Source organism: Afifella pfennigii DSM 17143 (assembly GCF_000688515.1).
Lineage (GTDB): Bacteria > Pseudomonadota > Alphaproteobacteria > Rhizobiales > Afifellaceae > Afifella > Afifella pfennigii.
Genome location: NZ_JHZK01000002.1, coordinates 210,852 through 228,394 on the forward strand (window position 1 = coordinate 210,852; position 17,543 = coordinate 228,394).

Consider the following 17,543-nt stretch of genomic DNA (forward strand, 5'->3'; position numbering starts at 1 on the left):
CGATGAACGAGGAGCAGGAGACGCTCCGCAAGGTCTATGTGCGCAGCAAGGCGCACGGGCGGCGAGGCATCCTCGCCCACGCCCTCACCGGCGAGCGGCTGCTCGCGACGCTTTTCCTCGTGCTTTCGATTTCCTACGGGCTCGGCACCTTTTCCTTCTACCGCACCTTGAGCTCCGACGTGGTCGGGCCGGCCTACTTCCCGCGCATTCTGGCGGTGATCGGCGTAGCGCTTGCTCTCGTCTATCTCGCGCGCAGCCGGCTTGAGCGCCGGGAGGAGAAGCCTTTCGAGGCGCAGCGGATCATGGCCTCGCTCGTGGGCGAGCTCTGGCCGGTGGTGCTGGTCCTCGCTTATGCGCTCCTGTTAACGCCGCTCGGCTTCATTCCCTCCACGCTCCTCTTCTTCGCTGCCACGATGATCGCCCTCGGCGAGCCGATAAGATCGGCAGTTCTTTATGCGCTCGTCGTCACCGCGGCGCTGTTCTTCCTTTTCTTCGTCTTCCTACAGGCCGAGCTGCCCATGGGCACCTTCCTGCCTCTCGACCGGATGGTCCCGCAGATCGGCGATCTGCGCCATCTCTTGTTCTAGGGCGGGCGAAGGCGGTGTATGGCGACGTCTGGTCATCGCTTCTAGGCGGTTTTGAGCTCGCGCTGACGCCGCAATATCTCGCCTATTCCTTCGGTGGCGCCTTTCTCGGTACGGCGGTCGGTGTCCTGCCGGGCATCGGCTCGGCGGGAGCGCTGGCGATGATGCTGCCGATCGTCTACGCGCTCGATCCTGTCGGCGCCATCATCATGCTGGCGGCGACCTATACCGGCGTCATGTATGGTGGCTCCACGGCCTCCATCCTGTTGCGTGTGCCGGGCGACACCTCCGCCGTCATCGCCTGTCTGGACGGTCACGAAATGGCCAAGCAGGGCCGGGCCGGCCCGGCGCTCTGCATTGCTGCCATCGGTTCCTATATCGCCGGCACCATCGCCGTCGTCGGGCTGATGCTGCTGGCCCCCATCGTGGCGGAGATAGCCCTCGCTTTCAGCGCGCCGGAATACTTCGCGCTTTATCTCTTCGGCCTGACCGCGGTTTCCGCGCTTGCCGGCGATTCGCTCCTGAAGGCACTGATGGCCCTCGTCTTCGGCCTGATGATCGCCACGGTCGGCCAGGACCTGATGGGCATTCAGCGCTTCACCTTCGGCAGTCCGGCGTTGTGGGACGGCATCCAGTTCCTTTCCGTCACGCTCGGCCTCTTCGCGCTATCGGAGGTCCTGGTGAACGCCCGGGCGGTCAAGAGCGACACCTTCGGCAAGCTCATCTCCTACCGTATCTACATCACGCTGAAAGAGATTCGCGAGAGCCTCGGTGCCATCTTCCGTGGCGGCGTCATCGGCTATGCGATCGGCGTCCTGCCGGGGGCGGGGGCGGGCATCGCCTCCTTCGTCTCCTATGCCACGGAACGCCAGATCAGCGATCATCCGGAGCGCTTCGGCAAGGGCGAGATCAAGGGTGTGGCTGGCCCGGAATCGGCCAACAACGCCGCCAGCGCCGGCGCCTTCGTGCCGATGCTGGCGCTGGGCGTGCCGGGCTCGGCCACCACCGCCATCATGCTCGGCGCCTTTCTCGTTCTCGACATCCAGGCCGGGCCGATGCTGTTTCTGGAGCGTCCAGACGTGGTGTGGACGCTGGTCGCCGCCCTCTACATCGGCAACTTGATGCTCCTCATCCTCAATCTGCCGCTGATCGGGCTCTTCGTGCAGATTCTGCACACGCCGAGCCGGCTGCTCCTGCCGCTCATCGTCGCCATCTGCATGATCGGCATTTTCGTCAGCGACGGGCTCATCACCAGCCTCGTCTTCTTCTGCGTTTTCGGGGTCGTCGGCTATTACATGCGGCGCTTTCGCTACCCCCTGGCGCCGGTCATCCTCGGCGTCGTCCTCGGCGGCAAGATGGAAGAGGCCTTCCGCCAGTCGATGATCATGAGCCAGGGAAACATCCTGAGCTTCCTCGACCGGCCGATCGTGCTCCTCTTCCTCGGCCTGTCCGTGGTCATTCTGATTTTGCCGCAGATCATGGGCCGCGTGCATCTGTCGGATGACGAGTAAGATGCGTGTGAGCGAGAGGCAGCCGCAGCATCGGCGGGCGCTTGCAGCGCTGTTTGCGGCCCGCAGCATTGCCGTGATCGGCGCCTCGGCGGACCCGGAGCGCATTGGCGGGCGCCTCGTCGCCTATCTGAAACGCCACTTTGACGGCAATATCTATCCCGTCAATCCGCGCCGCACCGAGATCCAGGGGTTGGCAGCCTACCCCTCCGTCACAGCCGTCGGCACCCGTATCGATTTGGCGCTGATCAGCGTTCCGGCGTCTGCCGCGGTGGAAGCGCTCTCAGCCTGCGCCGAAGTCGGAATTGGCGCCGCCATCGTCTTTTCCTCTGGCTTCGCCGAGGCAGGGGCGGAGGGCGAGAAGCTGCAGACGCGAATCCGCGGCGTCGCGGAGACGAGCGGCATGGCCATCCTCGGGCCGAATTGCCTCGGAGCCATGGACGTGCGGACCGGCGTGACGGCGACCTTCTCGCTGGCCCTTGACGTTGCGCCGCTAAGGCCCGGCAACGTTGCCGTGGTCAGCCAGAGCGGCGCCTTCGCGGCACATGTCCTGGCGTTGACCGGGCAGCGCGGCCTCGGTCTCAGTAAATGGGTGACCACCGGCAACGAGAGCGTGCTCGATGCCGCCGATATAATCGCATTCCTTGCGGGCGACGCGGCCACCGACGTCATCATGCTGTATCTGGAGGGCTGCCGCGACGGGGCGAAGCTGCGCGCTGCCCTGGACCGGGCGCGCCGGGCCGGCAAACCGGTGATTGCCATCAAGGTCGGCCGCTCCGAAGAGGGCGCGCGCGCCGCCCTTTCCCATACCGCTGCCATCGCCGGCGCCGACGAGGGTTTTGAGGCGCTGTTCAGGGCAACGGGCGTTTGCAGGGTGAAAAGCGTTGACGACTTCGTCGACGTTGCCGCGGCCGCTGCCGCAGGCCGGCTGCCGGCAGGGCGCCGCCTGGGGCTCGTCTCCATGTCGGGTGGCGTCGGCATTTTGATGGCCGATCGCTGCGCCGATTTCGGCCTTGCCGTGCCCGCCCTGCCGCCGGCGCTGCAGGAGCGCCTTTCAACCCTCCTGCCGCATTCTTCCGTTGCCAATCCGATCGACGTGACGGCGCAGATCATCAACGAGCCGCACCTTTTCGCACAGGCGGTCGATGCGGTGCTGGACAGTGGCGCCTGCGACGCCCTCGCCATCTTTTTGACGACGCTCGCCCACGCACCGCGGCTTCGCGAGCCGTTGATGAACGTCTTTCGCGAGCTGCGGGCCAAGCATCCTGAAAGCGTTCTCGGGATTTGTATGCTCGCCCCGGAGGCGGTGCGGCGGGAGCTTTCGGAGCTTGGCTACATCCAGATCGACGAGCCCTCTCGACTGATCGAGACGCTCGGCGCTTTGGCCGATATTCGCGGCGCGCTTGAAGCGCGCGATGTGCCGGGGCCGATCGCATCGCCGGAGCTCTACCTTCCGCTTGACGGCGGCGCTCTCTCCGAACATGCGGCCAAGGCGATCCTCGCCCGTGCCGGCCTGCCCTTCGCCGAAGAGCGCTTGGCGCGATCGGCGGCGCAGGCGCGTCGGGCCGCACGCGCCATCGGCTTTCCGGTGGTTGTGAAACTCGCCTCGCCGGATATTGCGCACAAATCGGAGATCGGCGGCGTCGTTCTGGGCCTTTGGGACGATGAGGCGGTCGCTGCCGCCTACGATCGCGTCCTCGCGCGCGCAAGCGAGGCGGCGCCGGAAGCCGAGGTCGAAGGCGTTCTCGTCGCCGCTATGCTGACCGGCGGCCATGAACTCATTGTCGGCGGCCATATCGACGAGGTGGCCGGACCGCTGGTGACGGTCGGGGTCGGCGGCGTCTTCGTCGAGGTGCTGCGCGATACGGTCAGCGCCTGCGCGCCGATCGACCCTGCAGCCGCCACGCAATTGATCGGGCGGCTCAAGATTGCGCCGATCCTTGCGGGCGCGCGTGGCCGGCCGAAAGCCGATCTGCCGGTTCTTGCCGAGATCGTGGCGCGCCTTTCGCAGATCGTTGCGGCGAATGCCGACCAGATCGACAGCCTGGAGATCAATCCACTCTTGGTGCGAGCGGAAGGCGAAGGCGCCCTCGGACTCGATGCACTGATTGTTTCAAAACGCACAATGAGGTAGATTTTTGAAACTCCGGTTGACAGAGCGATACAACCTTGGAGAGATACGCTATAGCCGCTCCCAGAAAGCGGACCCTGCGCGTCACCGCGACGCGGACCAAATCAAGGGAGGAATGGATGGAACTTTCTTTCAATGGGCTTCCGATGCGCGCCAAGGCGCTGGCGCTTGGCTGCGCCGCAGCTATCGCGCTGTCGGCGGCACCGGCCTTCGCCCAGGATTATCCGAGTGGCCCGATCGAACTCGTCGTGCCTTGGAAGACCGGCGGCGGCACCGACCGTAGCGCCCGCCTATTTGCGCCATATCTGTCAGAGGCGCTCGGCGTGCCCGTCAATGTCGTCAACATCGATGGCGGCGGCGGCTGGGTCGCCTGGGACCAGATGGCCAAATGGGATCCTGGAGAGGACGATCACAAGATCGGCCTCGTCAACCTGCCGCATGTTTTCGCCTATCTCGACCCGAAGATGGGGCGCAGCGAGACGGTGGAGGATTTCAATTTCATCTCCGGGCAGACCTTCGATCCGTGCCTGTGGGTCGTCAGAACGGGTGATGAACGCTTCTCCAGCCTGGAGGAGTTCGTCAACTACGCCAAGGAAAATCCGGGCGAAGTGGTCGTCAGCACGACGGCGGTCGGCTCGGACGATTATCAAGGCCTTGCCTTCGCGGAGAAGAAGATCGACGGCTTCGAGGTCGGCAAGGTCTACGCCAACAACGACGCCAAGAAGGTGCAGGAATTGCTCGGCGAGCATACCGACGCGGTCGCCGGTAATATCTCCTACTATGTCTCCTATATAGAGGACGGTCAGATGCAGCCGCTCGCCGTCTTGAGCCGAGAGCGCTCGCCCTTCCTGCCGGATGTGCCGACCTTCAAGGAAGCCGTCGGAGTGGAGAATATTTGCTTCGCCGGCCGCACCCTGGTGGCCGCGCCGGGCCTTCCCGATGAGAAGTACAAGGTGCTCGCCGATGCCATCGCCGAGGCGCAGGCCAACCCCGAATACCGCGACAAGGAAAAGGCCGGGTCCAGCCAGATCTGGGAAGTAAGCGGCGAGGATCTGCAGAATTTCATCAAGCAGACCGAAGAAAGCGTCAAGGAAGTCGAGTACTGGAAACAGGATAGCTGATCATGGCTTTCGGCCCGCCGGCGAGCTTGGCCGGCGCGCCGATCGATCGGCCAAATGTTGCCGCGCTCTGCAAGATCCGAAGGGCGCGGCAACCATGTGACCGCGTTGCGACGTGGAGGCGCATAAATGCCGCGCTATGTCGGCGAGATCATCACGGCCCTTTGCATCCTGGCGATTGCCGGCTTGGTCATCTGGCATGCTGCCGATCTGCCGGCCGGCGGCGGCAACTTCCCCATCTTCGCGGCCGCCTCCACCATCGTACTGTGCCTCTACTGGATCGCCATGGCGCTTGCCGGCCGCCGTCAGCCGGAGCGGGCCGCGCCGGTGGATTTCGATTTCGGCTTCGACAATCTGAAGCCGATCATCGTCGTCGTCCTGACGATCTTCTATGTCGCCCTGATGTTCCCGGTCGGCTTCTTCACGATGACGGCGATCTATCTCGTCGGCATCAGCGCCCTGCTCGGGGTTCGCAACTGGCTGATGCTTGGCGCCACGCTGGCCGTGGTTATGCCGCTCATCTACCTTTTCTTCGTCTCCTTCCTGGGCGCGCGGCTGCCTCAGGGTTTTGCCGTATGAACCGCGTCGTCCCGCGCGAGTGCAGGAGCCGGCTGTGCTGATTGAGGCGCTCAGCTACGCCACGGCTCTGTTGTCGGTCGACGTGATGCTGGTGCTCTTGATCGGCGTGGCCGTCGGCCTCGTCATCGGCGCCATTCCCGGCCTCAGCCCGCCCATGGCGATCGCGCTGATGATCCCGGTCTCCTTCAATTTGCCGGCCGAACAGGCGCTGGTGATGATGGTGGCTTGCTACGCCGCGGGCATTTATGCCGGCTCGTTTTCCGCCATCCTTTTGCGCGCGCCCGGCACCTCCGCTTCGGCCGCCTCGTCCATCGAGGGCTACGAGCTCACCCGGCGGGGCAAGGCCGTCGAGGCGATCCGTATCTCCACCTTCGCCTCCGTCGTTGGGGGGCTCTTGAGCGGCTTCGTCCTGCTACTGCTCGCCCCACCCCTCGCTCAGGTCGCCCTTCTCTTCGGTCCCTCCGAGTATTTCCTCATCGCCATTCTCGGCCTGACAGCGATTGCCTCCGTCTCCTTCGGCGCGCTCGCCAAGGGTCTCATCTCCGGCATGCTGGGCCTCTTCCTGGCCACCGTTGGCATCGACCTCTATTCCGGTTTTCCGCGCTTCGTCTTCGGCATCACGCCGCTTTCTTCCGGCATCGACATCATGCCGGCGATCATCGGCCTGTTTGCCTTTGCGCAAGGCCTGCAGCTCTGCCTCGGCCCGGCGCACGACACCATCGCCGGGGTGACGAAGCTTAGCTGGAACCTGTTTCCCAAACGCTCCGAAATTCATCATGTGCGCTGGTCGCTGGTGCGCGGCTGGAGCTGCGGTCTCGTCCTCGGCATCATCCCTGCCGCCGGAGCGAGCGTGGCGCAATGGATCGCCTATGCCTGGGAAATCCGGCGCGGTAAGCCCGGCGACAAGTTCGGCGAGGGCGAGATCAAGGGCCTGGCGGCGACCGAAGGCTCCAATAACGGCTCCACCGGGACCTCGCTCATTCCCATGTTCGTGCTCGGCGTGCCGGGTGGCATCTCGGCGGCGGTCATCCTCGGCGCGCTGATCATCCATGGGCTGCAGCCGGGCATGCGGCTCTTCACCAACAATCCCGACGTCGTCTACACCGTCATCTGGGGCTTTATCCTGGCCAATATCGTCATGGGTGTTCTAGCCGCGTTGATGGCGCGGCTTCTTGCCTATTCCACGGTGTTCCCGAAGGGCCTGATTGCACCGCTCATCCTGATCTTCTCGGTCCTCGGCACCTACACCAACTCCCACAACCTCTTCGATGTATGGCTGATGATCGCCTTCGGCGTCCTCGGCTATTTCATGATGGCCTATCGCTTCTCCACGGCGGGCGTCTTGCTCGGCCTCATCCTCGGGCCGATTGCGGAGAACGGCTTGCGGGACCTGATGGTGGTCTCGCATGGCAGCCCGATCCTGTTCACCCTGCAGCGGCCTATCTCGCTGGCGCTCATCGGCCTTATCGCTCTCGTCGTCTTCTATTCCACGCGCCAGACGATCCGCGAGCGCCGCGACCGCGAGACGATTGCCAAGGTGACCGGCGAGGAAGACGTGGCGAAGGGCGAGGCCTGAAGGCAAACTCCGCCTCCGTCGGGGCCGCCGGCCCCGGTCGCCTCAAAGCGCGGCTTCGGTGCCTAGAAGAACGCTCACCTCGGCGGAAAGCGTACCGCCATTACCGTGGCAAAGCGCGATCTCGGCGCCCTTCACCTGCCGTTTGCCCGCCTCTCCGCGCAGCTGCCGCGTCGCCTCTATCAGGAGGAAGACGCCATACATGCCCGGATGACAGCAGGAGAGGCCGCCACCGTTGGTGTTGACCGGCAGATGACCGCCCGGCGCGATGCCGCCGCCCGACACGAAGGCGCCGCCCTCGCCCTTGTTGCAGAAGCCGAGATCCTCCAGGAACAGGATCGTGTTGATGGTGAAGGCGTCGTAGAGCTCCACGACGTCGACGTCCTCTGGCGCAAGGCCGGCCATGGCAAAGGCCCGCTCGCCGCTCTCCTTGGCCGAGGTGACGGTGAGGTCTTCGGCGGCTGAGATCTGCCGATACCAGGTGGCGGCCGCCCCGCCGAGGAAATAGATCGGCGCCTTCGCCATGTCCCTGGCGCGCTCGGCCGCCACCATGACGATGGCGCCGGCGCCGTCGGTGACCAGGCAGCAATCTCGCACGGAAAGCGGATCGCAGACCATGCGCGCGGAAAGGACCTCTTCCAGGGTGGTTTCGCCGCGTTCACTCGCCTCCGGGTTCATCTGCGCCCATTTGCGCGCCGCCAGCGCCACCTCGGCGAGCTGCTCGCGCGTGGTGCCGAATTCGTGCATGTGCCGCGCGGCGCTGAGCGCGTAGGCGGCGATCGGAAAGCGCGGCTTATAGGCCGCCTCGTATTTCGGCATGTCGGCCATAGTGGTATGGCGGCCGGAGGCTGAACGCTGGTTGGAGCCGTAGCAGATCAGTGCCACCTTGCAGAGGCCGGCTTGCAGCGCCATCGCCGCCTGGATGACGTAGTCCTCAAACGAGGCGCCGCCGAGATTGGTGCCGACGGTGACGGCCGGCTTCAGGCCAAGATATTCAGCCGTCGTCAGGGTCGGGAAGAAGTTGACGAGGCTCGCCGTGAACAGCCCGTCGACGTCGCGCATCGTCAGCCCGGCCTCCTCCAGCGCCTGTTTGGAGGCCTCGGCGATGAGTTCCAGATGCGAGCGCCCCGGAGCGAGGCCGATACCGGCCGTGCCCGCCCCGACGATGGCCGCGGCGCCTTTGAGATTGCCCATCATCGCACCTACGCCGGATCGAAGACGACGAAAGCGGTATCGCCATCGCGGGCGATGCGCGCCTTGACGGCCATGCCGATCGCCACCTCTTCAGGGCGAACGCTTTCCACGCGGCTCATGAGCTTCGGGCCTTCGGCCAGCTCGATGATGGAAAGATTGTAGTCGCCGCCGCGCTCCGGCTTCTGGCGGATGATGGTCGTGGAATAGACCTTGCCGTTGCCGCAGGCTTCGACCCAGGTAAGGTTGTCGGAGCCCGAATAGGGGCTGAAGCGGCGGGGATAGAAGACATGCCGGCCGGTATCCTCGCAGCGTTGGATGCAGAACCGGCCTTCCTTGAGCCGTTCTTCGAACTCGGCGTCCGGGCCGAGTCGTTCCGTCTCGCTCATGGCGTTCCCCTTGGTTTCAAGGTCCTTGTTCGGCACGCGCCCGACGGATCATGTCGCGCGCGATGATGAGCTGCTGAATCTGCGAGGTCCCCTCGTAGAGCCGGAAGAGCCGGACATCGCGGTAGAGCTGCTCGATACGGTAGTCGGCGACGTAGCCGGCGCCGCCATGCAACTGCACCATGCGGTCGGCGACACGGCAGACCATCTCGCTGGCGAAATACTTTGCCGCCGCGGCCATGCCGGTGATCGCCTCGCCCTGATCCTTGCGCCGGGCCGCGTCGAGAACCAGGCTGCGGGCCGCCAGCGCCTCCGTCCGGCTGTCGGCGAGCAGCGCCTGGACGAGCTGGAATTCGGCGATCGGCTGGCCGAACTGGCGACGCTCGAGCGCATAGGCGAGGCCGTCGCCGATCATCCGCTCGGCATAGCCGACGCTGGCCGCGGCAATATGGATGCGCCCGCGGTCCAGCACCTTCATCGCCGTTGAAAAACCCTTGCCTTCCTCGCCGCCGAGGAGGGCATCGGCGGGCACCTGGCAATCCTCGAAGATGACGTCGCAGGTATGGGCGCCATGATGGCCCATCTTGCGGTCGACCTTGCCGAGCGAAAGACCTGGCGCGCCGGCCTCCACCAGGAACGCCGAGACGCCCTTCGCTCCCATTTCCTGGGTGCCGGTGCGCGCCATGACGGTGAAGAGCCCGGCCTCGGGCGCATTGGTGATGTAGCGCTTGGTGCCGCTCAGCACGTAGCCGCCATCGGTCTTCCTCGCCGCGGTTCGAAGCGCCTTGGCGTCGGAGCCGGTATCAGGCTCCGTCAGGCAGAAGGAGGCGAGCATCTCGCCGCGTGCAAGCCGCGGCAGGTACTTCTGTCTCTGCTCTTCCGTCCCATCCATGACGAGGCCCTGCGAGCCGATGCCGATGGTGGAGGCAAAGGCGGAGCGGAAGGCCGGTGCGGCCTGGCAGACCTCAAACAGCACGCGGACTTCTTCCTCCATGCCAAGGCCGAGTCCGCCATAGTTTTCGGGAATGGTGAGGGAGAAAAGGCCGATCTCCTTCATCTGCAGGAGAACGCCGTCGGGGATGCGGTCCTCCTCCTCCACCGTCCTCTCGGCCGGCACGAGAACCTCGCGGGTGAAGCGGCCGATCGTGTCGAGAAGCTGCTGGAAGACGTCTGGATCGAGGGCCATGCGGGCTCGTCTGGGTGCGGGATTTCGCCGGGCGACCACCTTGCGGCGGTAACGTTCAGCGCCTAAGGTGTCCAATATTTTGAACCATTGGTTTATCAAGTGCAATAGATGCAGCCCTGAATGATGCAACCATGAACGAGGCTCAGTCCGTCATTGTCGAAACGCCGAGCGAAGCGGTGCGGCTTGTGCGCATGTACCGGCCGCAGGCGCGCAACGCTCTCAACCTCGTCGTGCGGCGCGGCCTGATGCAGGCGCTGGCCGAGGCAAGCGAGGCTTGCGAGGTGCGCGCCGTTATCCTCACCGGCGACGACAAGGCCTTCGCGGCCGGCGCCGATATCGGCGAGATGAAGGATGCGAGCCCGCCGGATATCCATGCGCGGCGCATCGAGGCCTTCTGGGAGAGCGTCGGCGGATTCCAAAAGCCGCTGATCGCCGCCGTCAATGGCTATGCGCTCGGCGCCGGCTGCGAGCTGGCGCTCGCCTGCGATATCGTTGTGGCCGGTCGCGGCGCCTGTTTCGGCCTGCCGGAGGTGCGGCTCGGCATCATGCCGGGTGGCGGCGGCAGCCAGCGCCTTGCCCGGATCGCCGGCAAGCATGTGGCGCTGCGTTACATGCTGACGGGCGAGCGCTTCGAGGCCGAAGCCGCCTGGCGGCACGGCCTCGTCACCGATCTGACCGCCGACGAGGAGACGCTCCCCACCGCGCTCGCCATCGCCGAGAAGATCGCGGCAATGCCGCCGCTTGCCGTCGCCAAGATCAAGGAATCGGTCGTGAAAGGCCTCAACGCCCCGCTCGACGCCGCGCTCGCGCTGGAACGGCAGAGCTACTATTTCCTCAATGCCACGGCCGACAAGGAAGAGGGCGTCGCCGCCTTCCTGGAGAAGCGCCCGGGACGCTTTTCCGGCAAATGAGCGTCATCGATGCGCACGATCCGAATCTCGTCGTCGGCGTCATCGGCGCCGGCACGATGGGCCGCGGCATCGCCCAGGTCTGCGCCAGCGCCGGCATCGCCACGCGGCTCTTCGACACTGACCCGGCCGCCCTCGCCGGCGCCCAGGAATTCGTCGGCAAGATGCTGGACCGGGCCGTGGAGAAAGGCCGCATCAGCGGCGAGGCGGCAGAGGCGGCCAAGGCGAACATCCGCCCGGCGAAGAAGCTTGAAGAGCTTGCCGATTGCGGCGTCGTCATCGAGGCGGTGGTGGAGAAGATCGCAATCAAGGAAGAGATCTTCGCCGCGCTCGACGGCATCCTCCGCAAGGGCGCGATCCTTGCCACCAACACCTCCTCCCTCTCCGTGACGCAGATCGGCGCCGCGACCAAGCGGCCGGAGAGCGTCGCGGGCTTTCATTTCTTCAACCCGCCGCCGCTGATGAAGCTGGTGGAGGTGATCCGCGGGCTCAAGACGAGCGAGGCATGCGTGGAGGCGCTGCTGGCGCTGGCTGAGCGCATCGGCAAGCACCCGGTCGCCTGCGCCGACACGCCGGGCTTCGTCGTCAACCATGCGGGCCGCGCCTATATGCCGGAGGGGCTGCGCATCGTCTTTGAAGGCATCGCCGCGCCCGCCGCGATCGACCGCATCATGAAGGAGGCGGCGGGCTTCCGCCTCGGCCCCTTCGAGCTCCTTGATCTCGTCGGTCTCGACGTCGCCCATTCGGTGATGCAGGCAATCTACGAGCAGTACTATCACGAACCGGCCTACCGGCCCTCGCCGCTCAGCGATACGCGGCTCGCCGCCGGGCTTCTGGGGCGTAAGTCGAAGCAGGGCTTCTACGATTACCGCGACGGCGCCGAGGCGCCATCTGAGGCCGAAGCGCCGCCCGCGCCGGCCGACGTAAGGGTGTGGGTCCCGCCGCGCGAGGCGGAGGCGCGGCGGAAGCTTCAGCCGATCCTCGCCGCCGCCGGCGCCAGCCTTGAGAGCGGCGAGGCGCCGAGCGCCGAGGCGCTCGTCCTCGTCGCGCCCATGGGCGAGGACGTCTCTTCCTGCGTGGCGGCACAGAAGCTGCCTGCAGCGCGCACGCTCGGCATCGACCTGTTGCTTGCCTTGGACACGCGCCGCGTCCTGATGGCCTCGCCTGCGACCACGGCAGAGGCGCGCCGGGCCGCGCGCGGCCTTTTCGCGGCAGATGGGGCCAAGGTCAGCCTCATCGAGGATAGCCCCGGCTTCGTCGCCCAGCGCATTCTGGCGATGGTCGTCAATGTCGCCTGCCATATCGCCCAGCAGGGCATCGCCGCCCCTCAGGATATCGACACCGCCGTGAAGCTTGGCCTCAATTATCCGCTGGGGCCGCTGGAATGGGGCGACCAGCTTGGGCCGCAGCGCGTCCTGACGATCCTGGAGAACCTTCAGAAAGCCTATGGCGAGCCGCGCTACAGGCCGAGCCCCTGGCTAAGGCGTCGCGCCGAGCTCGGCCTGTCGCTCTTGGCGCGCCCCGCCGAGGGATGAGCGCGGGGGTCCGGCTTCAGATCGACCTTCGGTCGGGTTTTGCCGGCGGGGCGAGGTTCGGCGAGGCCGGGGCCTACGAGAAGCTGAAGGGCCGGGCGCATTTCGCCGTCGATCCTGAGGCGCCGGGTGAGGCGGGCATCGCCGACATCGCCTTCGCACCGCGCGAGGGGGATGGAAGCGTCGCCTTCGCCGCCGATTTCCTGATCCTGAAGCCGGTCGATCCGGCCCGCGGCAACCGCCGGCTCTTCTTCGACTGGGGCAACCGCGGCAACATCCGCGCGCTGCAGCATTTCAACGACGCGCCGGCCGGCAACGACCCGGAAAGCCTCGCCGATGCCGGCAACGGCTTTCTCTTCCGTCGCGGCTATGCGCTCGCCTGGCTCGCCTGGCAGGGCGATTTGTGGCCGGGCGATGGGCGCATGATCTTCGACGCGCCGGTGGCGCGAAAGCCGGAGGCGCCGATCACTGGGCTCATCCGCCGCGAATATGTCGTGGAGCGGGAGGGCATCACCACCCTGCCGCTGAGCGGCATGGTCTCGGTCAGATCCTATCCCGCCGTCTCACGCGATACGGCCAAAGCGCGGTTGACGCGGCGGCGCTGCCCGCAGGATGCGCGCGAGACGATACCGCCCTTTGAATGGTGTTTCGCCCGTCTGGAAAGCGGCCAGGGTCTCGACGCACAGGGCGCCGAGAGCGCCCTCATCCCATCGGCGGAGCACATCCATCTGAAGGCAGGCTTCAAGCCGGGCTGGATCTACGAGCTCGTCTACGAGGCGCGCGACCCGCTCGTCCTCGGCCTCGGCTATGCGGGCGTGCGCGACTTCCTCGCTTTCCTGCGCCGGGAAAAGGACGGTGAGGCGAACCCGCTCGCCGGGGCGATCGACAAGGTCTATGGCTGGGGCCGCTCGCAGACCGGGCGTGCTCTGCGCGACTTCATCTATCGCGGCTTCAACGCCGACCCGCAGGGCGGGCGCGTCTTCGATGCGGTGATGCCGCATGTTTCCGGGGCGGGAAGGATGTGGCTGAACCACCGCTTCGCCCAAGGCTCGGCCATGGCCGGCCAGCAATACGAGGCGCATGAGAACTTCGCCGACCGCTTCCCCTTTGCCTATGGGGAGACGACCGACCATCTCACCGGCAAGACGGATGCGATCCTGAAACGCCCCGACAACGACCCGCTCGTCATCCATACTCAGAGCTCGACGGAGTACTGGCAGCGGCGCGGCTCGCTGGTGCATACCGATACGAAAGGCAGCGACCTCGACGAGCCGCCGGGCGTACGGCTCTACCTCTTCGCCTCCACGCAGCATTTCCTGGCGCCCGCCGAGCCTACACGGAACCCCGCCTGCCAGCTTGCTGGCAATGTCGTGCCGACGGCGCCCTTCTTCCGTGCGCTCCTCGACGCGCTCGACCGCTGGGCGAGCCAGGGCGTCCCGCCGCCGCCGAGCCGGGTACCGCGGCGGGCTGACGACACCCTCGTCGCCTATGCGGATTGGCGGAAGCAGTTTGTGGCCATTCCCGGCGTAGCGCTGCCGGCTTCGCCCAACGATCTGCCGCTCTTCGATTATGGGCCGGAGGAGGAAGAGGGGGTGTTGCAGGAGCCGCCGCGCCTTGCGGACGCCGAGGGCTATGTAATCCTGGTGCCGTCGGTCGATGCCGACGGCAACGAGGTCGCCGGCCTCCGCGCCCCACTTCTTGCGGCGCCGCTTGGCACTTATACGGGTTGGAATTTGCGCACCGAAGGCCAGGGCAAGGGGGCGCTGCATCAATTCTCCGGCGGCACGATCCCGTTTCCGCAGACCCGTGGCGAAAGGCAGATGAGCGGCGATCCGCGTCCTTCCATCGCCGAGCGCTACGGCGATGCCGACACATTCCGGCAGGCCGTCCTAGGCGCGGCGCAGAGGCTGCAGGCGGAGGGCTTCCTGCTGGAGGAAGACGTGGAACGGATCGCGCGGGAGGCCGCGAACTGGTACCGCCCGCGCCACGATGTCGATCTCTGAGCGGGGCTAGCCGGGCACATGGACGGGGCCAGGAAGCGGTTCGCCGGCGAAATAGGCTTTCAGGTTCTCAACGGTCAGCCTCTTGCGCTTCTCGCGCACGTCTTCGATCTGCGTGCCGATATGCGGGACGGCGACGAGGCGCTCCGAGCGCCTGAGCGCCTCCGGCACTTCCGGCTCGTTGGCGAAGACGTCGAGGGCGGCGGCCCGGATGGTGCCGGCGCCAAGCGCCTCCGTCAGCGCCGCCTCCTCGACCACCTTGCCGCGCGCGACGTTGACGAGGATGCCTCCCGCCCCGAGCGCGGCGAGCACGTCCGCGTCGATGAGGCCGCGCGTCTCCTCTGTCTCCGGACAGCACAGGACGAGAAAGTCGCTGTCGACCGCCAGTGCCTTGACGTCGGCATAGTAGCGATAGGCGACATCGTCCTTCTTGCGCGGGCCGAAATAGGCGACGCGCATGTCGAAGGCGGCGGCGCGTGCCGCCACCGCCCGCCCGATCGTGCCGAGCGCGACGATGCCGCACGTCTTGCCGGCAAGCCCGGTGCCGAGCCGACTGTAGGATTCGCTCGCCCAACGGCCGTCCCTGACGAAGCGGTCACCGTCCGGCACCCAGCGCGCGGCCGCCAGAAGCAGCGCCATGCCGAGCTCGGCGACCGCGATCTTGGAATCGTCCGGGGTGTTGGTGACGGCGATGCCGCGCGCCCGGGCGGCGTTTAGATCCAGCGCCTGCAGCCCGGCGCCCCAGACGGAAACGATCTCGCAAAGGGGCAGCGCATCGAGGAGCGCCTTGTCAAAGCCGCGTACGCCGCTCGTCACGACGCCGCGGACAGAAGGCCCGACCTGGCGCAGAAAGGCGTCCCGGTCATCCGCCTCCAGGAGGCGATGCACGGTGAACTCCTTCTCGATCGCTGCGGCATGCTCCGGTGGTAGCTTCGCCGCCAGAAGAATTTCCGGCCCCATGGGATGTCCTCCTGTTCTTGCCGATTTCGTTTTGCCATGTGAAACTATGGTTTATCAAGAAGTGTCCTGCCCGCATGAACAGGGAGGGCTCGGGCAGGAAGCGGGACATTCATCGACCGGGAGGGGATTGCCATGGGCGAGCGTCGCGCGCCCGAGAATTTGCGTAGCGCCCGCTGGCTGGCGCGGGACGATCTGCGCGCGCATGTGCATCGGGCGCGGGCGATGCAGATGGGCTATTCACCCGAGGACTGGGCCGGCCGGCCGGTGATCGCGGTTCTGAACACCTGGTCGGATATCAATCCCTGCCACGCGCATTTCCGTCACCGGGTGGAGGATGTGAAACGCGGTGTCCTGCAGGCTGGCGGCTTTCCCCTGGAGCTGCCGGCGATCTCGCTGGCGGAGACCTTCGTCAAGCCGACAACGATGCTCTACCGCAACATGCTGGCGATGGAATGCGAGGAACTGCTGCGCTCGCACCCGGTCGACGGCGCGGTCTTGATGGGCGGTTGCGACAAGACCACGCCGGCGCTTCTCATGGGCGCCATCAGTGCCGGCTATCCGGCGATTTATTTGCCCGGTGGGCCGCAGATCAACGGCACGTGGCGCGGTGCGCGCCTCGGCAGCGGCTCCGATGCCTGGAAGTATTGGGACGAACTCCGGGCCGGCGCGATCGACGAGGCGACCTGGAACGGCATTCTCGCCGGCACCAACCGCTCCTACGGGCACTGCATGACCATGGGCACGGCGAGCACCATGACCGGCATCGTCGACGCCATGGGCATGACGTTGACCGGGGGCAGCTCCATTCCGGCGCCTGACGCCAATCACATCCGCCTTGCCGCCGCTTCCGGACGGCGCATCGTGGAGATGGTCTGGGAGGATGTGACGCCTGAGAAGATCGTCACCCGCGAGGCGGTGGAGAACGGGCTCACCGCCGCCCTTGCCATGGGCTGCTCCACCAACGCCGTCATCCACCTCATCGCGATCGCGCGGCGGGCCGGCGTTCCGCTTTCCCTCGACGATTTCGACCGGGCGGGCCGCAAAGTGCCGGTCCTCGCCAATGTGCGCCCGAGCGGCGCCAAATATCTGATGCAGGACTTTCACGAAGCGGGCGGCCTGAGAGCGCTGCTTTCGCGCCTCGCCGACCACCTTCATCTCGATGCCACGACCGTCTCGGGCCGCAGCCTCGGAGAAGAGCTGTACGGCGCCGAGGTCTATGACGAGGACGTCATCCGCCCATTCCATAGCCCCGTCTATGCCGAGGGGGCGATTGCGGTCCTCAAAGGCAACCTCGCCCCGCACGGCGCCGTCATCAAGCCGGCCGCCTGCGACAAGCGCTTCTTGCATCACCGCGGCCCGGCGCTCGTCTTCGATTCCTATCCTGAGATGAAAGCGGCTTTGGAGGACGAGAACCTTAAGGTCGGCGCCGACCATGTCCTCATACTGCGCAATGCCGGGCCGCTCGGCGGGCCGGGCATGCCGGAATGGGGCATGCTGCCCATTCCCAAGAAGCTTCTGGCGCGCGGCGTGCGCGACATCTTGCGTATTTCCGATGCGCGCATGAGCGGAACCAGCTACGGCGCCTGCATCCTACATGTGGCGCCCGAAGCGCATATCGGCGGGCCTCTGGCGCTCGTTCGCACCGGCGATATCGTCGCTGTCGACGTTGCGGCGAGGCGGCTCGACATGGAGGTCTGCGAGGCGGAGCTGTCGGAAAGGCGACGCCGCTGGCAGACGCCGGAACCGCCCTATGCCCGCGGCTATGGCTGGATGTTCGCCCGCCATGTCACCCAGGCGGATGAGGGCTGCGACCTCGATTTCCTGGAGAGGGATTTCGGCGCGCCGGTGGAAGAGCCGGCGATTTATTAGCTGGCGCGGGCCCAGCGG

Annotated in this window: 14 protein-coding genes; 10 read left to right on the forward strand and 4 right to left on the reverse strand. The window is 66.2% G+C overall.

Annotated features, from left to right (window positions below):
- Positions 1 to 2 precede the first annotated feature (2 nt).
- From Q331_RS0103085 to Q331_RS19745, 6 genes are all read left to right on the forward strand, one after another.
- Positions 3 to 587, forward strand: coding sequence for a tripartite tricarboxylate transporter TctB family protein (locus Q331_RS0103085; RefSeq protein WP_026379464.1), 585 nt, complete (start codon positions 3 to 5; stop codon positions 585 to 587).
- Positions 588 to 601: 14 nt separating this feature from the next.
- Positions 602 to 2,095: a tripartite tricarboxylate transporter permease gene (locus tag Q331_RS0103090; protein ID WP_026379465.1), complete on the forward strand. Its 1,494-nt coding sequence runs from the start codon at positions 602 to 604 to the stop codon at positions 2,093 to 2,095.
- A 7-nt stretch (positions 2,096 to 2,102) separates the two neighbouring features.
- Positions 2,103 to 4,226: an acetate--CoA ligase family protein gene (locus Q331_RS0103095; protein WP_026379466.1), complete on the forward strand. Its 2,124-nt coding sequence runs from the start codon at positions 2,103 to 2,105 to the stop codon at positions 4,224 to 4,226.
- Positions 4,227 to 4,342: 116 nt separating this feature from the next.
- The gene (locus Q331_RS0103100; protein WP_034490769.1) at positions 4,343 to 5,344 is read left to right on the forward strand and encodes a Bug family tripartite tricarboxylate transporter substrate binding protein; all 1,002 of its coding nucleotides are present in this window, start codon (positions 4,343 to 4,345) and stop codon (positions 5,342 to 5,344) included.
- Positions 5,345 to 5,470: 126 nt separating this feature from the next.
- The gene (locus Q331_RS0103105; RefSeq protein WP_026379468.1) at positions 5,471 to 5,920 is read left to right on the forward strand and encodes a tripartite tricarboxylate transporter TctB family protein; all 450 of its coding nucleotides are present in this window, start codon (positions 5,471 to 5,473) and stop codon (positions 5,918 to 5,920) included.
- 34 nt (positions 5,921 to 5,954) lie between these two features.
- The gene (locus Q331_RS19745; RefSeq protein WP_051630465.1) at positions 5,955 to 7,496 is read left to right on the forward strand and encodes a tripartite tricarboxylate transporter permease; all 1,542 of its coding nucleotides are present in this window, start codon (positions 5,955 to 5,957) and stop codon (positions 7,494 to 7,496) included.
- Between the two features lie 42 nt (positions 7,497 to 7,538).
- On the opposite strand, the gene Q331_RS0103115 is transcribed toward Q331_RS19745, so the two are convergent.
- Genes Q331_RS0103115 through Q331_RS0103125 form a run of 3 tightly spaced genes read right to left on the reverse strand, consistent with a single transcriptional unit; the run spans position 7,539 to position 10,256 of the window.
- A complete protein-coding gene (locus Q331_RS0103115) occupies positions 7,539 to 8,687 on the reverse strand; it encodes a thiolase (RefSeq protein WP_245615500.1) in 1,149 nt (382 codons plus the stop codon).
- Between the two features lie 8 nt (positions 8,688 to 8,695).
- Positions 8,696 to 9,073: a Zn-ribbon domain-containing OB-fold protein gene (locus Q331_RS0103120; RefSeq protein WP_026379470.1), complete on the reverse strand. Its 378-nt coding sequence runs from the start codon at positions 9,071 to 9,073 to the stop codon at positions 8,696 to 8,698.
- A gap of 16 nt (positions 9,074 to 9,089) precedes the next feature.
- Positions 9,090 to 10,256, reverse strand: coding sequence for an acyl-CoA dehydrogenase family protein (locus Q331_RS0103125; RefSeq protein WP_026379471.1), 1,167 nt, complete (start codon positions 10,254 to 10,256; stop codon positions 9,090 to 9,092).
- A gap of 131 nt (positions 10,257 to 10,387) precedes the next feature.
- On the opposite strand from Q331_RS0103125, the gene Q331_RS19750 reads away from it, so the two are divergent.
- From Q331_RS19750 to Q331_RS19755, 3 genes are read left to right on the forward strand one after another with little or no spacing between them, the layout of a single operon-like run.
- A complete protein-coding gene (locus Q331_RS19750; RefSeq protein ID WP_034490772.1) occupies positions 10,388 to 11,167 on the forward strand; it encodes an enoyl-CoA hydratase-related protein in 780 nt (259 codons plus the stop codon).
- On the forward strand, positions 11,164 to 12,699 hold the full coding sequence (locus Q331_RS0103135) for a 3-hydroxyacyl-CoA dehydrogenase (RefSeq protein WP_051630466.1): 1,536 nt from the start codon (positions 11,164 to 11,166) through the stop codon (positions 12,697 to 12,699). The genes Q331_RS19750 and Q331_RS0103135 overlap by 4 nt, the downstream gene beginning before the upstream one ends.
- A complete protein-coding gene (locus Q331_RS19755) occupies positions 12,696 to 14,699 on the forward strand; it encodes an alpha/beta hydrolase domain-containing protein (protein WP_051630469.1) in 2,004 nt (667 codons plus the stop codon). Before Q331_RS0103135 ends, Q331_RS19755 begins: the two co-directional genes overlap by 4 nt.
- Positions 14,700 to 14,705: 6 nt before the next feature.
- Here Q331_RS19755 and Q331_RS0103145 read toward each other — a convergent pair whose 3' ends face one another.
- Positions 14,706 to 15,656 carry a 2-hydroxyacid dehydrogenase gene (locus tag Q331_RS0103145; RefSeq protein ID WP_026379472.1) on the reverse strand — a complete coding sequence of 317 codons (951 nt, stop codon included), beginning with the start codon at positions 15,654 to 15,656 and terminating at the stop codon, positions 14,706 to 14,708.
- A 132-nt stretch (positions 15,657 to 15,788) separates the two neighbouring features.
- Here Q331_RS0103145 and araD point away from each other — a divergent pair, with 132 nt between their 5' ends.
- Positions 15,789 to 17,525 (forward strand): L-arabinonate dehydratase, encoded by a 1,737-nt coding sequence (gene araD / locus Q331_RS0103150; RefSeq protein WP_026379473.1) that lies wholly within the window; start codon positions 15,789 to 15,791, stop codon positions 17,523 to 17,525.
- Positions 17,526 to 17,543 lie beyond the last annotated feature (18 nt).

Coding starts and splice junctions, on each gene's coding strand:
- Q331_RS0103115 (WP_245615500.1), bottom strand. CDS start 8,687: ATGGGCAATCTCAAAGGCGCCGCGGCCATCGTCGGGGCGGGCACGGCC.
- Q331_RS0103125 (WP_026379471.1), bottom strand. CDS start 10,256: ATGGCCCTCGATCCAGACGTCTTCCAGCAGCTTCTCGACACGATCGGC.
- Q331_RS0103085 (WP_026379464.1), top strand. CDS start 3: ATGAACGAGGAGCAGGAGACGCTCCGCAAGGTCTATGTGCGCAGCAAG.
- Q331_RS0103100 (WP_034490769.1), top strand. CDS start 4,343: ATGGAACTTTCTTTCAATGGGCTTCCGATGCGCGCCAAGGCGCTGGCG.
- Q331_RS0103145 (WP_026379472.1), bottom strand. CDS start 15,656: ATGGGGCCGGAAATTCTTCTGGCGGCGAAGCTACCACCGGAGCATGCC.
- Q331_RS0103120 (WP_026379470.1), bottom strand. CDS start 9,073: ATGAGCGAGACGGAACGACTCGGCCCGGACGCCGAGTTCGAAGAACGG.
- Q331_RS0103135 (WP_051630466.1), top strand. CDS start 11,164: ATGAGCGTCATCGATGCGCACGATCCGAATCTCGTCGTCGGCGTCATC.
- Q331_RS0103105 (WP_026379468.1), top strand. CDS start 5,471: ATGCCGCGCTATGTCGGCGAGATCATCACGGCCCTTTGCATCCTGGCG.
- Q331_RS19755 (WP_051630469.1), top strand. CDS start 12,696: ATGAGCGCGGGGGTCCGGCTTCAGATCGACCTTCGGTCGGGTTTTGCC.
- araD (WP_026379473.1), top strand. CDS start 15,789: ATGGGCGAGCGTCGCGCGCCCGAGAATTTGCGTAGCGCCCGCTGGCTG.
- Q331_RS19750 (WP_034490772.1), top strand. CDS start 10,388: ATGAACGAGGCTCAGTCCGTCATTGTCGAAACGCCGAGCGAAGCGGTG.